Source organism: Thermodesulfobacteriota bacterium, assembly GCA_036482575.1.
GTDB lineage: Bacteria > Desulfobacterota > GWC2-55-46 > GWC2-55-46 > JAUVFY01 > JAZGJJ01.
Map to the genome: position 1 here is coordinate 1 of JAZGJJ010000199.1, position 16,052 is coordinate 16,052.

Genomic DNA, 16,052 nt, shown 5'->3' on the forward strand with positions numbered 1-16,052 from the left:
GCCCTCCTGACATCGGGGTTGCCATCTTTAAGCAATGCATTGATGAGAGGTTCCGTGGATACGGGGTCTTTGAAAGAGCCCATGGCGCCAGCGGCGGCCCTACGGACGGACGGCTCTTCATCCTCCAGCGCCTGGATAAGAAGGCTGACCCCCTCGGAGCCTTCGATAAGCCCTATCTCTTTGGTTAAGCCGAGCGCTTCTGCCGCGGTACTCCTTACCAATGCGCTCGCGTCTTTCATAGCCGGTGCAATTTGTTCAAGGGCCCTCGGGTTTCCGCTCCTTGGCAAGCCTCGTATCGCGGCTGCCCGGACCTCCGGGACGCTATCTTTTGACACGCTCAAGAGGGCTTCCGCCACGCCGGGGTTGTCGAGTGAAGATATCGCGCGCGCGGCCTTTGCGCGGACCTCCGGGGACTCGTCGTTCAAGGCGGCGCGCAGCGGCTCAAACGTTCCTTCATCCCTGAATATCCCCAGGACATAAGCGGCGTTTCCACGGATATCGGCGTTCGGATCCTTCAGGCCGGTTACGAACGGGCTAATGTCTACGGGGACGTCCACGTACGAGAGGGTGTTCGTCGCATTTTCTCGTACCTCCCGGCTCTCGTCCCTTAATGCGGTGAAAACCAGCGCCTCTATAGCCGAGGGGTCGTCTGTTTTCCACAGGGACGATACCGCACTTTCCCTGGCAGCCAGGTCGCCGTTCCTCAGGTCGCTTATGAGTCCTTCCGTATCTTTCTCCTCCGCGAGGGCGGGGGAGGGTAGAGCGAGCAGAAAGACCGCAAAGAGGACGGCCAAAAGGTATCTTGAGTGTCCGGTAAGCATTTTTATTGGAGTGGGTTGTTTGAGGGAAATTTTATTCCCCTCAGTGCCGGAAGTGTCTTATGCCGGTGAAGACCATGGCGAGGTCGTGCTCGTCGGCGGCCTTTATCACGTCCTCGTCCTTTATCGAACCCCCGGGCTCGACTATGGCCGTAATCCCGTGCTCGGCCGCCATGTCCACGTTGTCCCGGAACGGGAAGAAGGCGTCCGAGGCAAGCACGCTCCCCTCGAGAGAAAGCCCGGCGTCCCCGGCCTTCATGACGGCCATGCGGGTCGAGTCTATACGGGACATCTGCCCGGCGCCTATGCCGACGGCACGGCCCCCCTTTACGAGCACTATGGCGTTGCTCTTTACGTGCTTCACGACACTCCAGGCGAAGAGCAGGTCCGATAGCTCTTCTTCGGTGGGGGTTCTCTTGGTGACGACCTTTAGGTCCGACGCGCTTTCCGTGTCCGGTGTCTGGAGCAAGGCCCCGCCCGAGACGATCTTTATATCATAGCGGCCGCCCGAGTCTTCCGGGCAGGCGGGTTTCTCCACCTCCACCACCCGGAGGTTCTTTTTCTTCTTGAAGAGTTCGAGCGCCTTCTCATCGAAGCCCGGCGCTATGACCGCTTCGAGGAACATGGACGTTAGCTTTTCGGCGAGTTCCGCGGTCACGGGCTCGTTAAGCCCGACGATCCCGCCGAAGGCGGACTTCGAGTCGCAGGCGAGCGCCAGGTCGTAGGCCTCTACGAGCCCCTTGTTGCTCATCGCCACGCCGCAGGGGTTATTGTGCTTTATTATTGCGCACGCGGGCTCGTGGAACTCCCTGACGAGCCCTGTGGCGGCCTGCAGGTCGAGGAGGTTATTGAACGATAGCTCCTTACCCTGATGCTGGCGGGCGCCTGCGAGGGTTGAGGGCAGCGGGTTCAACTCCCCGTAAAACGCGGCTCCCTGGTGCGGGTTCTCGCCGTACCTCAGGTCCTGGACCTTTTGGTACTGTACGGTAAAGGTCTCGGGGAATCTTTTAGTTCCGTCATCGCCGCCAAGATAATTTGAGATGGCTCCGTCGTAGCGCGCAGTGAGCTGAAAGACCTTTTTGGCGAGGCCGAAGCGCGTCCCTTCGCCGAGCGAGCCGTCGTTCTTCCGCATCTCTTCCACTATAGCGTCGTAGTCCGCCGGGTCGGTGACGCAGGCGAGGTTCTTAAAATTCTTTGCCGCGGCCCGTAGCATGGTCGGGCCGCCTATGTCTATATTCTCTATCGCGTCTTCTATCGTGCAGTCGCCTTCGACCGTCTTCTCGAAGGCGTAGAGGTTCACGACGACCATGTCGATGGGCGGTATGCCGTGCTCCTCCATCTGCTTCCGGTGGCTCTCGTCGTCGTGCCTGCCGAGTATGCCGCCGTGTATCTTCGGGTGGAGCGTTTTAACGCGGCCGTCGAGCATCTCGGGGAAGCCGGTGTAGGATGAGATGGGTATGACCGCCACCCCGGATTTTTTAAGCAGCTCGGCCGTGCCTCCGGTCGAGAGTATCTCGACCCCCATCTCCGAAAGCGCCTTCGAGAACTCTACCACGCCCCCCTTGTCCGTAACGCTTACTATTGCTCTCCGTATCTTTTTCATGTCGGCCCCTTAAGAGAAGTTCATGTTGGAGATAAACTCCCCCTCGAAGCGCGGGTTGCCCGAGAGGGGTACGTATTTCGCGGTCCGTGCTATATCCTCCGCCTCTGCCTTGCGCTCGTCCGAGAGGAGTACAGCTTCGGCCCCCTTAAGCGCCGCGTCCCCGACGAACTCTATCTTTCCGAGCCACGCGCCGTCGATGAGCCCTATGGCGGCGAGAGAGTCTTCCTTCAGGTTGCTCCCGAAGGCCCCGGCGATGTAGACCTTCTCTATCGCCTCGGGTGCTACCCCGGCCTTTCCGAGCAGAATCGTCATGCCCGCCCTTATGGCGGCCTTTGCCACCTGCAAGGCGCGCACGTCCGGCTGGGAGAGGGTGACCTCGCCCGCCCCCCCCCTGAAGAGCACGAAGGCGTTGCCCTCCTTATCCTTCCTTATACCGGTCGAGAGGTTGGTCTGCACCTCTTCGGAGTCCTTTATTCTGCCCGAGTGGTCTATGACGCCCGCCAGGAGGAGTGCCGCGGCGGCGTCCACGAGCCCCGAGCCGCATATGCCGCGCGGGGCCACCTGGCCTATTACATCGAGCGTAACTCTATCCTCTTCGACCCTTACCCCTTCGATGGCGCCGCTTTGGGCGGTCATGCCGTGCTTAAGCTCTCCTCCTTCGAAGGCGGGCCCGGCCGCGGCCGAGGCGGCGAAGAGGCCGTCCGGGGTCGAAAGGAGGAGTTCGCTGTTCGTGCCTATGTCGATCGCGAGGACGGTTCCCGCCGTCCCGCCGCCTTTGAGTCCGAGTGCGAGGGCAACGGCCACCGCATCTCCGCCGATGAAGCCGCCTATCATGGGGAAGGTGTAGAGCGTCGTCTCCGGCCCGGAGCTAAAACCGGCCTCCCGCGCCTTCATGCGGCGGGCTTCTTTGAAGACCGGCCTGTAGGGGACTTTCGAGAGGGGAGCGGGCGAGACGCCGAGGAGGAGATGCTCCATCACCGTGTTGCCTGCGGCGGTTATCTCTTCGACCTCTTCGGTCCCGGCAAGCTCTTTTACTATCCCATCGCACGCTCCGACGACCGCGTCCCTGAGTTTTTCGAGAAGTGCGGGGTCGTCGGTTACGGCCCTGACCCTGGAGAGCACGTCGCCGCCCCATTCGGCCTGCGGGTTCGGAAGGCTCCGGACCCCGAGCGGTTTGCTCCCGGCGGACTCCCTGGCGGAGCCGACGATAGTAGTGGTCCCTATGTCGAAGGCGACCCCGACGGCCATCTCAGAAGCTTATCGGCGGGGCGCTTGTGAGGAGGTACTTCAGGTCTTCGTCTTCGAACTCGAAGCCCAGACCGACGTAGGCGGACTCGAGCCCGACCCTGCTTATGAAGTCGTCGGCCCCGGCCGTGACGAAGAAGTACTTGTTGAAGAAGTAGGTGAAGCCGAGCTTCAGGTGCGGGTTGTGCTCCCTGTCGAAGTCGAAGGCCTCGAAGGTGAACTTGAGCCTGTCGTCCAGGAGGTGGTAGTCGACGCCGGCCCCGCCGCTGGACTCGATTATGCCGCCCCTTACGGTCACGTCCTGGAACCTCTTGGCTATCTGGGCCGAGAACTCAACCTTGTCCGAGGTCCTGGTCTCCTCCACCCTGGTGGTCACATCGCCGTCGACCTCCCATATGATGTCCTTGGTGCTCCTGTGCCCCCTCGGGTCGTCGATTATCTCGAACAGATAGTACTTGTCGCTCTTCGGCTGAATCCTGATAGAGAAGTAGGTCTTGGCCTCCTCGGCGTCGAAGAGGTGTTCGGCCCTGAAACTCAGGTAGGTGCGGAAGCTCTCGCCTTTTTCTATATAGCGGTTTATGCCCGCGACGGTCTTGTCCAGGTTCCTGTACAGCGAGTCTTCGTTTACGAGCTTTCCGATAGTGCCCTCTCCCCTGTCTATCTTCTCGGCCACGCTCCCTATGGAGCTTATGGTGCTCTCGACCTCCGGCGCGATCCTGTTGACCGTCTCCATGGTCTCCTCGAGCCGGACCGAGGCTACCCTCAGGCTCTCCACGCCGGCCCTTATGTCGCCGCGGTTCTCCTCTATGACGCTGTTGAGGTTGTCGGCGACCTGCTTGAGCGAGGAGGCTATGCCGGGGGTCTCCTCCCTGAGGACGCGGGTAAACTCCTCGAGGTTGTCCACCACGTTGGAGAGCTTCTCGTCGTTCCGCGCCATGATGCTGTTAGCCTTTTCGGTAATGCTCTCGATGTTGGTCACGATGTTCCGGAGGGTGGTCTCCCCCTCGTCGCCGCCGAGGACGCTCGCGAGCGACGCGGTCACCTGCTTTACGTCGGTTGCCACGTCGCTCAGCACGGTCAGGAGCTTGTCCATGTCGGTATAGGTCAGGACCCTGGTTATCTCGTCCCCTTCCTCCAGGAACGGGGAGTCAGGGGAGCCGGGGATGAGTTCGAGGTACTTTTCGCCGAGGAGCCCCTTTGTGGTGAGCACGGCCGTGAAGTCCCTGCCTATCTTTATGCCGGGCTTCATCTGCAGGATGATCTTCGCCTTGTAGTTGTCGAGCATTATCTCCTTGATCCTGCCCACCTCTACGCCTGCGACCTGCACCGACGCGTTCTGGTCGAGCCCGCCCGCGTTCTTGAGTTTGACGTTGAGCGTGTAGCCCTCGTCGCCGCCGAACGTAAAGCCGCCCACCCGCATGGACATATACGCGAGCAGTATTATCCCTATGAATACGAAAAGCCCTACTTTTGCTTCCGGTGTGAGTTTCAGCATGTCGTTATGTCTAGAAGACCTTTATCGGTCCTTCGGCATTTCCCTCGAGGAACTGCCTCAGGGTCGGGCTGGGGTTTGCCTTCATCTCTTCCACGGTTCCCTCTTCTATTATCCTGCCTTCGTGCAGCATCGCCACATGGTCCGCTATCTTGTAGGTGAGCGAGATGTCGTGGCTTATGGCTATGTAAGTCGTCTTGAGCGCCTTCTGCGTGTCGAGCATCAACTGCCCGACCGAATCGCTCATTATGGGGTCCAGCCCGGTCGTGGGCTCGTCGAATATGACTATCTCCGGGTCCATGACGATGGCCCTTGCCAGCCCCACCCTTTTCTTCATGCCGCCGCTCAGATCCGCGGGCATCATGTGCTCCACCCCGACAAGGCCGACCCTCCGGAGTTTTTCCCTTACGATATCCATGATCTTGGAGTAGGGCATGGATGTATGCTCCTTCAAGGGGAAGCCGACGTTTTCGGCCACGGTCATGGAGTCGAAGAGCGCGGCCCCCTGGAAGAGCATGCCGAAACGCTTCCTGGCCTCGTCGAATTCGGTCTCCCTCATGGAGGTCAGCTCGTCGGTGTCGAGGAATATCTTCCCCGAGTCGGGCCGGAGGAGGCCGATAATGTGCTTTATTAGCACGCTCTTGCCCTCTCCGCTCCTGCCGATGATGACCGTAATCTTGCCGTTCTCGATGGTCAGGTTCACCCCGTCGAGGACGGGCTTGCCGTTGAACGTTTTTTTGAGGTTTCTAATCTTTATCACAGGTTACACCCGTCTTGCAAGGCTCAGAACATGAGTGAAGTCAGTATGTAGTCCGACACGAGTATGAGCACGCAACTTGTGACGACCGCGCTGGTCGCGGCCTGTCCCACGCCCTCGGCCCCTCCGGACGTGTAAAAACCCCGGAAGCAGGCCACGAGCGAGATAATGAGGCCGAAGACGAGCGCCTTCGTCAGCCCGTAGAATATGTCGTTGACCTCGATGAAGTCGACGGTCCTGCCTATGTAGACGCCGGGGTTTATGCCGAGGAACTTTACGCCTATCAGGTATCCGCCTATTACGCCGACAAAGTCCGTTACGACGGCCAGTAGCGGGAGCATGAGTATCCCGGCAATGAGCCTCGGCGCCACGAGGTACTTAAGCGGGTTTACGGCCATGGTGAAGAGCGCGTCTATCTGCTCGGTGACCCTCATGGTCCCGAGCTCGGTGGCCATGGCCGAGCCGGCCCTGCCGCTGACCATGAGGCCCGTAAGCACGGGGCCGAGCTCCCTGGCCATGCTGAGCGCCACGGTCGGCCCCACCAGGCTCTCGGCGCCGAACCTCTTAAGCGCGTTGTAGCTCTGGAGCGCCAGCACCATGCCCGTAAAGCCGCCGGTCAGGATTACCACGAAGAGACTCTTTACCCCCACGAACTCCATCTGCTTGAAGATGTTCCTGAAGTTGAACGGGGGGGTAAAGATAAGGGCCATCGAGCGGCCGAACATCATGCACATACTGCCGGTCTCCGAGATCATCTTCAGGGCCGCCTTGCCCAGCCTTTCGAGCATATCCCTCATACGGCCAGCCTGGGGACTCTGGCGGATATGTTGCAGAGTATCTCGTAGGGTATGGTACCCGCCTTTTCGGCCACCTCATCCACGGTTATCTCTTCCTCTCCCTGGCGGCCTATGATGACCACCTCGTCTCCGGCGCGTACTCCCTCCACGCCGGTCACGTCCAGCATCGTAAGGTCCATGCACACCGTCCCCACTATGGGCGCGCGCACCCCCTTTACGAGCGCTTCTCCCTGGCCGGCGTTACTCGAAAGCCGCCGGGGCAGGCCGTCGCCGTACCCGATGGGGATGGTTGCGATGAGGCTCTCCCGCCGGGTGACGAAGGTCCTGCCGTAGCTCACGGGCGAGCCCGTGGGGACGTTCTTGGCCTGCAGTATCTGGGTCTTAAGCTGCATAACGGGTTTCAAGTCCACCTTGTCCTTGAACCGCATGTGCGGGTACGCTCCGTAGATCATTATGCCAGACCTTATGAGGTTGAAGTGAGATTCTATGTAGTCCACTATGGCCGCGCTGTTGGCCATGTGCACGCAGGGGAGGTCGTAGCCGAGGCCCTCTATTATCCCCAGAACCTTCAAGAACATGTCGAGCTGTTTTTTGGAAAAGGCCTTGTCTTCCTCCTCCACCTCCGCGAAGTGAGAGAGCACCCCTTCGACCTCCAACCCATCGAACGAGCGGAACTCCTGGAAGAATTTTACCACATGGTGCGGCAGAAGCCCCAGCCGTCCCATGCCGGTGTCTATCTTTAGGTGGATCTTCTTTTTGACGGACTTTTTGATCGCGAACTGGTTAAGGAGGGCCGCGGTATCCGAGTCGAATATGACGGGCGTCAAGTCGAACTCGAAGCAGTCCTGCACCTGGCTCGGGTATACTCCGCCGAGCACCACTATGGGCACCTTTATGCCGGCCTGGCGGAGCCTTACGCCCTCCTCGCAGATAGCCACCCCCAGGTACTCGCACCCGAGCCCTTCGAGCACCTTCGAGACCTCGACGTCCCCGTGGCCGTAGGCGTTGGCCTTCACCACGGCCATCATCTTCGTGGTGCCCGAGACCAGCTTCCTGAGCTGGCCGTAGTTGTGCTCGATGGCCTTTCTGTCTATGAGCGCTATGGTAGGCCTGTTGCCCAAAAAAGCTCCTTTTTAGGGGAATCCTAACTGGTAATTAATAGCATTTTTTTCCGTCGAATGTAAAGGGGATTCTGGGCCAAACCGGCGATTTACCCGCCATACTTCGTTGGCCCCACATTTTCGCTCCTCAACGTATATCACTATACGCCTGCGGGCGAAAATGCGCGTCTGCCTCGTCTGACGGGCAACTTGCCGGTTTGGGTAGCGTAGGGGGTGAGGGGGGCAAGAGCAAGGGTGACGGGCAAAAAATAAATCTATCCCCTTTTTCGCTTAAGGATTCTTACTCTAATTCCTTATATGAATAAGTTCTAAAGCCTTCCTTTTGTACGAAACCGTCAGGCTCCCATCCTTTGCTTAAGACCGTATCCGTGATTATCGTCATACTGATTCCTGTTGGATCTTGCAATTTATCAGACACCCTGAGTTTGAAGTCATTTGCATTCCCTGTAAATGCATCGATCATGGCATTTGCCTCTTCTATGCTTTCAACAACTTTATGCGTCATATGGCCGACCTGCCCCTATATATTGTACCATCCTCAGAGTGAATTTCTACCCATTTATAATAGCGCCTATTTTTCCCGTTACCGTTGCTTCCGTGCCTTTACCCGGTGGGCACAGCCCGGCCTACCTTGCTGCCCGGTTACTTGCGGAACCTTCTACCGCCACGGTCCCCGCCCTTTTTTCCAGTCGAAGCCGCCGCCTTTTTTGAAGGTACGGCTCCGCTCGTCGCCGTCGCGGCGCGCCTTGCGTTCGCGGTTCAGGTTGTCGAAGGTCCTGGCCTCGGGCCTTGAGACCGAACCCCGGCGCTTCACGGCCCCCTGCTTTCTGTCCGCTTGGCCCATTTGGCCCGTGTCCATAACCGGCGGGGGCGTCGGGGTCGTCTTAACCGACGGCCTGGACCTGACCGGCTCGGCCTTCTTTTTGGCCATACCTCGCTTTGCCGGAGCTTTCCGCTCCGCAGGTTCTCTATGGACCGTCTCCCATCCGTCCCCGGTATTCTTTTTCCACCGGTCGCCGTCGCGTTTATACACGTTGCCGCCGCGGCCTACATAGACGTCCCCGTACTTGTCCTTCCCGACGACGGCGCCATGGCCGGTCTTTTTATCATAGCGTACGGCCTCGTCCCCCTCGGACGTCTTTATCCAGCCGGTGATCTTGTCCTTAAGCGAACGGCGCCCGGGCCGGGCCCAATCACCGCCCTCGGCGACCACCGTTTTACCCCACGAGCCGTATGGCGTCCGTGTCCTTATATGGTCCCCCCCGTACCGGTCGGTGTAGGGGTTATACGCCTGGCGCGCGAAGACGGTGCCGTAGGGCCCGTTGGCGTAGCCGCCCCGGTAGTACCTGCCTTTTCTCGGGTTATAACCGGCCCAGCCCCCCGCGCCCCCGTAAGGCCCGTAATGCCTCGCGCTCCGGTAAAAGCCCCCGTAGTAGTAGTCGTAGCGATAGCCGCAGCCGTAGGAGTAGTAGTGCGGGTGGTAGTGGTAGTGGCGGTAGTGGGGAAAGAAGGGGTCGTACCACCAGTAGCCGAGCCCGAACATCACCACGCCGGTCATCGCTATGTAGGACCCCGAGTAGCCGGAGGTGTAGCCAACGAAGACCGTATCAGGCGTCGAGGCGTAGACGTACACGTAGGTGACGTTGTGTTTCGGATGGGTGGGCGGGATGGTGTAGATGACCGCTGGCACCGTGTCGGCGACACCCCAGGGCCCGCTGGAACTGCTCGCGACGAACCATACGCCGTTGTGAACGCTGTAGTAAACCCCCTCGACGAGAAAGACGCTGTAGGGGGTATTGACCGCGTAGTATACGGGCGTGGACGTACCTTCTATTTCAACGAACTGTGGCTCGCCCTCGTAGGGAACCCCGATAGTCGTATCTTCACGGTTGACCGCCGCTTTTCGTGGAACCGAGGCGAGCAGCACCGCCACCTCGGCCTCCGGGGTGCCGGGGACCGAGGAGAGGACTCGGCTCTTTTCGTGGGTTGACGGTATCCTCATGAAGTCGTCGGGCAGGTCGGCCGAGGCGGCCGACCACGGCCCGTCGAGGGCTTCGGCCCTGAACCAGCGCCCGGCCGTAAGGAAGTAGTGGTGCCCCTCGCCGGTATGGAGGAACAGGTCGCTCTCCGTATTGGCCAGGTAGAGGAGTTTGGTGCCGGATATCGGGCTGTAGGTCGGCTTCCCGTCGGTAACGATAAGCTCTGCGGGTTTGGTCGAGACGAATACGGCCGGAACCTCCTTCGCCCTCTCGCCCGGAACTCTTTTTTTAACGGCCCCCCAGTCCTCGTCGTTCGGCAGTTTGTTGAACGACCTCGGGAGCCTTCCGGCCCGTTTCCACGGCCCCTTAATGACGTCGTCCGTCACGAGCCAGCTCTCCCCGTCGAGCATGAAGTAGTTCGACGAGCCGACCTCCAGGAGGACGTCCCAGTTCGTATTTATCGCGAAGAGGAGGCCCGGGGCCCTATCGATCGTCTTGAACTGCGGCTCTCCGTTGAATATGACCAGCCTCGCCGGAGCCTCGCTGTAGTAGATAGGGGGCGGCTCGATATTGACCTCGACGGGCCTCGTCTGCTCTTTCGTGCGCTCCAGGCCGGCCATCATACGGTCAAGCGAGATGGTAATGGTCCTGCCCACCGGCAGGGCGTCCCTTACGGCCGAGCGACACTTCTCGGCCTTACCTTCGTCGACGTTCAGGAAGACCGTGTCGGTAATCCGGGAGTTCTTCAAAAGCACCGTGCGTGTTTCGAAGTCGGTCTCGGTGTCGGCCTCGATGTAGAGGGCCCCGAAGTACTCACTGTCGTCGCCCTTGAGCGTCACCGAAACGGCGGCCCTGGCGCGCATAAGTTTATAAGCCTCCCACTCGTCGAGCTGCGGCTGGTGCACGACAACACTGTTGCCGCCGCTCTCGAACATGCGGGGCCAGCCGTCGGGGAAGGGCTCCGTCTCCGCCCGGGCGCCGCCCGCCGCGGCCAGGAACATTATAGCCAGTATTGCAAAGCCGGGAAAAGCCTTAAGCAGGTTCATCTCGCGCCTCGTCCGTGTTTGAAAACGGTTAGATTTGTTTATCGTCGCTTTTTACTGCCGCTTTTTACCGAAAGGTCGGAGGCCGGGAACGCCGCAGCATAACACCCGCCCCGGCATGACCATAGTCAATTATAGCACAATTCCGGCACGGTGGAAGGCAGAGGGGCGGGGGGGGAACCGGCGATTTCCCCGCCATACTTTGTTGGCCTGATGCCCTCCTCTACAGTGTCGTTTTGTAAGCATAGACACCGGGGAGGGGTAAAAGGTTTAATCGGGAGGGGCAAATCTACGGCCGGGGGCGCGGAGCCCGTGACGGGCAACTTGCCGGTTTGGGTAGCGTAGGGGGTGAGGGGGATAGGAGGGGAGATTAGAGGGGAGGGTGCTGCGGAAAAAATAAATCTGGGCCCTTTTTACTTTACTCTAATTCCTTATATGAATAAATTCTAAAGCCTTCTTTTTGTACGAAACCATCAGGCTCCCATCCTTTGCTTAAGATCGTATCCGTGATTATCGTCATATTGATTCCTGCGGGGTCTTGCAATTTATCAGACACCCTGAGCTCGAAATCGTTTGCATTCCCTGTAAATGCATCGATTATGGCATTTGCCTCTTCTATGCTTTCAACAACTTTATGCGTCATACGGCTGACCTGCCCCTATATTATTCCTTACCGTTGCTTCCGTGCCTTTACCCGGTGGGCGGAGGCCTCTCTACCTGCTATCAAGAGGGGATAGAGTCAGGGAAGGTATTTTAAGTACTTCGGAGGGAAAGCAGGTGAAGTTAAAGCGCCAGTACGGATTCTTTCTAGCAATTCTCCAGAAACAGGTTTGTGGGGGAGTATCAGTTGGGCATTTTTGTTGCTCAGTGCTTCTGCCACCTTAGGTCTGTCCATTTCTATGGCATCAGCATAGTTAATTATAGAAGGGTATTTTATGAAAGGATGTTCCCCTTTCAATAGAACACACGTTGTATCGCAATTATCTTTTGGGCTGGTCACATTGACGACCAATAGCTTGTCGCTTGAGGTTTCCTCTGCAATTATTATATAAAGGTGTTTGGTATCGAATTGAGGGGTTGGACTGAGAAAAGTATCACCAACTGAGGGCATCTTATCTCAGGCCGACAAGAGTTTCTTGGCATACTGCAAGTTGCTAATTTCGTCCTCGATGGCGGCAATTTCTATTTCCGTTTTACCAAGGGCTCTAAAAATATCCTTAATGTCTATCTGAAGTGATGTGCGACCGGGGTCTTCCCATTCAGGTAAGATTTCATGACAAATATCTACCATCTCCCATTGATCCTTGGTCTTGTACTCTTCGAAAATGCTGCCAATCAAGTCTTTTTCTCTCCTGCTTAACTCGTCATCTTCCATTTCCGCTTCCGCAAGAAGAGAAATTTCATAATTACTTGGTCCTGAAATAAATCCATGCCAATATGTCTCTTCGCCTAATCGTTCTCCATTGTTGATCCAATCGAGAACTTTGCTCAGAATTGGACCATGCTCCATCGAATAATAGCTATCGGTTGTCAAGGGCCTTTCCCAATATTCCAAAGATTTACGATCGGCAAGATAAAGAAGCTTTATTAGCTTCATATAGTTCATCTTGCCGCCACTTTTCTTCAGAAATAGAGCTGCTACTTGCGTCGCCTTTTTTTCATTGAATTCAAAATATATCATTAGTCCCCGTCCTCTTTTAAGGCTATGGACACGCCTTTCCCCCTCCCCAATCCTTCAGCGTGTAATCAGCGTATAATAAATTTTGCCACAGCAGAAATTATTTGTCAACCCCTAGAGGTAATTTCCTCAATAAAAACGGGGGAAATCAGCCTTTTTTTATTCTGATGCCGGTGCTGGCGCTGCTTGTGCCGGGCGTATATCTTCTGCCGCATTTTTTACGGGAATGATCGAGGTTGCGGCGGTGAGGGCCCGGCCCGAGGCCACGCAGAGGGCTCGCTCGCGAACTCGGGGCGGGGGAGGGGGGGTGTTAAGCCCGGTGGGCACAGCCCGGCCTGCCTGCTACGGCGAGGGTCTGATGTTTACTCAGCAATAACATACCTAACTATCTCATGAAAGTACTGCTCAGTTTCTTTTTTACGCAAAGTAAAACCCATAAACCTAACCGAACTTAGAAAGACTATCAAAGAGTGAAAACATGAGAAGATCAAGTGAGAATCGTCAGTTTTAAATCTGTGAGCAGTAATATCGCCCGGAATATTTACATCCTCAATTTCTACCCCCTTTTTGAGACCGGCGAAACTCGAATGTATAGCTGATGAACCTTTACGGTAAACTTGGCAATACAAATACTCATAAAAGAGTTCTTCTTTGCAGGTTGAAGGGTAGTTCTTGTCTAGGAGTTTTACGTTGTCTTCTAGTGATTTGCCTGTCCATGTAGGCAAATTCTTTCCATATTTTTTAGTGTATTCTTGCCGTTGAGTTTTTACAAAGTCAACTTCGGGCAAGGGTAAGCCATCAAGGTGTTCGAGCCCAAGCTTTTTTAAGTGCGAATATGTCTTATCTATTTCTACGAATTGGTAGTTCTGGTAGCGGTTCATATCATCCGAGACTATTGATTTTGCCATCAAGCCCATTGACACGATACTTTCAAACATGGCACGTGAAAGCGTATAAATATCAGTCACCCTTTCATGTTCAACTAAAGCCCTTATCGTGAGAAACGTCGAAAAATTTCTATCGTGGTTCAATAAGATTGTGAAAATCCGGTCAGGGTCAGTCTTTATGTGCAATGGGTAAAGCGACTTTAATTGAAAATCAAGAACCTCTTGGCTGATTTTGAGAAAATTAGACTTGGTGAACTTGTCACTCATTTTTCTTTTACCTGCAATATACAAGGGTGGGCTCTGCCCACCGTGAATATTCATTGCTTGCTCAATCAAGGGAGAAACCCCCGTCACGGGCCCGAACCGGTAAGTTGTTCGTCAGGCGAGGCGGACGCACATTTTGGCCCGCAGGCGTATAGTGCTATACGCTGAGGAGGCAAAATGTGCGGCCAACAAAGCATCACGGACAAATCGGCGGTTTGCTACCTACTTCCCGAACAGCTTCTTCAACCCTTCCCCCAACCCTTTGATAGTCTCCTTAACCTTCTCTTCGGTCTCCTCTGCCACGCTCTTTTTGCCGCCCGTGGCCTTGCTACCCGTGCGGGCCGTCTCGATGGCGGCGAGGCAGGGGTTCTCGTCCCCGGTGGGGTCGCTCGCCAGTGCCGAGGCGATGCCGACAGGGCCGAAGAGGGCCACCCCGCCTACGGCCTTGCCGATGGTTATGGCGGCCGCGGCCGGGTCGAGCTCGAGCTTGGGTTTGGCGAGCGTCCCGCCGAGCTTAAAGGGCTTTGCCAGCTCGCCGAGGCTCAGGGTGGGCGTATCTCCTACCACCCCCTCCTTGGGAGAGGGCTTTAGAGAGAGGCTGAGCCTCTCGGTCCTTAAGTCCACCCTGCCGTCGCCTATGACGGTCATCGCGTCGGTGTCGAAGACCATGGCCGTGGTGTTCGCGAGCCCCTCGTCCACGTCGAAGCGGCAGACAAAGCAGTTCACCGCCGTGTACTCCTCCTTCTCGGCACCGGGGTCCAGGAGCCGGAAGGCCCCGGAGCGGACGTCCGCGCCCAGCAGGTTTATGTAGCTCGTTGCCACGCGACCCTTGCCCATAATGACGCTCACGTTGCCGTCGAGCCGGGCCATGAGCTCGGCCACGGAGCCGCCGCTGCCGCGTATGTCTATCTCCACGTCGAGCTTGCCCTCGAGGTCTTCGCTCACCTCGAGCTCCTTAAGCATCTTGCCGAGGTCGAGCCCTGTGGCCTGGAACTTCATATCGAGCTTTGCGATATTGCCTTTCGCGCGGAGATCTATTGTACCGGAGAAACTCCCCCCTCCGGCCTTTGCCTTGATAGGCTTTATCCTGAGACGTCCGTTCTTAAGCGAGAGCTCCACCGTGAGGTCGTCGAGCGCGAGCTTGGGAAGGAGTATCTGCCCGGCCTTTATCTTTATCGCCGCATCGACCTGCTTAAGGGAATCGAGAGGCAGGGGGTCGTTGGAAAAGACTTTTCCCGTGTCTTCCTTCGCGGTCTTTGCCCCACCCCCCGTCTTTTTATCATCTTCTTCGGGCAGGAGAGGGCGGAGGTCGATCTTTTTCGAAGAGAGGTCGGCCTTGAGTTTCGGCCTCTTGCCGCCAAGCGCCGCCTCCAGAGAGCCCCTGAGGTCGTTCTCCCCGAGGGAGAGTTTCAACCCCGAGACCTTATACGTTTGGGAGGCCGGGTCCGAGGCGTGGCCCGAGATAGCGAGCGGCCCGCTTATGGGGAGCGGGCCAATAAGGGGTTCGAGGGTTTTTATATCTCCGGCCTTTACGCTGAAGTCCATGGCTACGCCGCTCTGGTTAAGCGGGTCCCTGACCGTGCCGTCGAGCGCTATCTCCGTACCGAAGGCCCGAGCGTCGATCTTCAAGGGCCAGTCCGTCTCCGGGTCGGCAAGGGCCGTCAGCGGCCCGATGGTGCCCTTGGCCTCGAAGGGCTTTTCATTGTAAGCGCCCTTTAGAGCAAGCTCGATCGGGCTTGAGATGGAGTCGGCGCTGGCCGTGAGGCTGTCTATCGTTATGACGGTCGTCTCCCCGGAGCGGCCGTCCTTATAGGTGAGCCGTCCTCTTTCTATACGGACGTCGTCTAAGGATAGGGCCGGGAGCTTTCCGCTTCCTTCACTTTCCGCGGCCGCGGCCTTTTCAGGCGTAGCCTTTTCAGCCGGGGCCGTCTCTTTCGGGGTATCGAACTCCAGGTTGGACTTGCCGGAACGTTTGGTTTCGAGCAGGATGTCGGGCTCCACGAGGACGAGCCGCTTGACGTCGACGTTGCCGCCGAGGAGCGGCACGAGCGCCACCTTGACTTCGAAGCGCTTTATCGTGGCCATGGTCGGCCTCGACCCCCACGGGGCGTTCTGGAAGCTGACGCCCTCGACGACGAGCGTCGGGGTGAGGCCTATCTCGAGGTTTATGTCGCCGCTTATGGTAAGCTCGCGGCCGGTGGCCTCCCTGGCGGCTTCGGCTATCTGGGGCTTTAAGGAGTTAAAATCGTACCTGGAGAGTACGACGAAGACCGCGACGGCCAGTACCACCATAAGGACCGCGCCTATGGCCGCTATCCACTTCAGAACTCGCATGGGGAGAGCCCTCCGTTCAGTTGGCGTTAAAGGT

14 protein-coding genes are annotated in these 16,052 nt (G+C 57.5%); all 14 read right to left on the bottom strand.

What is annotated here, in order from left to right; all coding sequences use genetic code 11:
* The coding region (locus tag V3W31_08795) for a HEAT repeat domain-containing protein (GenBank protein ID MEE9615025.1) at positions 1–794 on the bottom strand (794 nt) is incomplete at its 3' end.
* Between the two features lie 67 nt (positions 795–861).
* Positions 862–2,421: a bifunctional phosphoribosylaminoimidazolecarboxamide formyltransferase/IMP cyclohydrolase gene (purH, locus tag V3W31_08800; GenBank protein MEE9615026.1), complete on the bottom strand. Its 1,560-nt coding sequence runs from the start codon at positions 2,419–2,421 to the stop codon at positions 862–864.
* A gap of 9 nt (positions 2,422–2,430) precedes the next feature.
* Positions 2,431–3,669, bottom strand: a complete 1,239-nt coding sequence (locus V3W31_08805) for an ASKHA domain-containing protein (protein ID MEE9615027.1) — start codon at positions 3,667–3,669, stop codon at positions 2,431–2,433.
* 1 nt (position 3,670) lies between these two features.
* A complete protein-coding gene (locus V3W31_08810) occupies positions 3,671–5,161 on the bottom strand; it encodes an MlaD family protein (protein ID MEE9615028.1) in 1,491 nt (496 codons plus the stop codon).
* Between the two features lie 10 nt (positions 5,162–5,171).
* Entirely contained in the window at positions 5,172–5,918 is a 747-nt protein-coding gene (locus V3W31_08815; protein ID MEE9615029.1) for an ABC transporter ATP-binding protein, read from the bottom strand.
* Positions 5,919–5,941: 23 nt separating this feature from the next.
* Positions 5,942–6,712, bottom strand: coding sequence for an ABC transporter permease (locus V3W31_08820; GenBank protein ID MEE9615030.1), 771 nt, complete (start codon positions 6,710–6,712; stop codon positions 5,942–5,944).
* The gene (gene alr, locus V3W31_08825; protein ID MEE9615031.1) at positions 6,709–7,833 is read right to left on the bottom strand and encodes an alanine racemase; all 1,125 of its coding nucleotides are present in this window, start codon (positions 7,831–7,833) and stop codon (positions 6,709–6,711) included. The genes V3W31_08820 and alr overlap by 4 nt, the downstream gene beginning before the upstream one ends.
* 280 nt (positions 7,834–8,113) lie before the next feature.
* On the bottom strand, positions 8,114–8,338 hold the full coding sequence (locus V3W31_08830) for a hypothetical protein (protein ID MEE9615032.1): 225 nt from the start codon (positions 8,336–8,338) through the stop codon (positions 8,114–8,116).
* A 153-nt stretch (positions 8,339–8,491) separates the two neighbouring features.
* Positions 8,492–10,858, bottom strand: a complete 2,367-nt coding sequence (locus V3W31_08835; GenBank protein MEE9615033.1) for a hypothetical protein — start codon at positions 10,856–10,858, stop codon at positions 8,492–8,494.
* A 415-nt stretch (positions 10,859–11,273) separates the two neighbouring features.
* A complete protein-coding gene (locus V3W31_08840) occupies positions 11,274–11,498 on the bottom strand; it encodes a hypothetical protein (GenBank protein MEE9615034.1) in 225 nt (74 codons plus the stop codon).
* Positions 11,499–11,594: 96 nt separating this feature from the next.
* Positions 11,595–11,966, bottom strand: a complete 372-nt coding sequence (locus V3W31_08845; protein ID MEE9615035.1) for a hypothetical protein — start codon at positions 11,964–11,966, stop codon at positions 11,595–11,597.
* 6 nt (positions 11,967–11,972) lie between these two features.
* Positions 11,973–12,536 carry a Panacea domain-containing protein gene (locus tag V3W31_08850; GenBank protein ID MEE9615036.1) on the bottom strand — a complete coding sequence of 188 codons (564 nt, stop codon included), beginning with the start codon at positions 12,534–12,536 and terminating at the stop codon, positions 11,973–11,975.
* Between the two features lie 359 nt (positions 12,537–12,895).
* The gene (locus V3W31_08855; GenBank protein MEE9615037.1) at positions 12,896–13,756 is read right to left on the bottom strand and encodes a DUF5677 domain-containing protein; all 861 of its coding nucleotides are present in this window, start codon (positions 13,754–13,756) and stop codon (positions 12,896–12,898) included.
* Positions 13,757–13,906: 150 nt separating this feature from the next.
* Positions 13,907–16,018 carry an AsmA family protein gene (locus V3W31_08860; GenBank protein MEE9615038.1) on the bottom strand — a complete coding sequence of 704 codons (2,112 nt, stop codon included), beginning with the start codon at positions 16,016–16,018 and terminating at the stop codon, positions 13,907–13,909.
* Positions 16,019–16,052 lie beyond the last annotated feature (34 nt).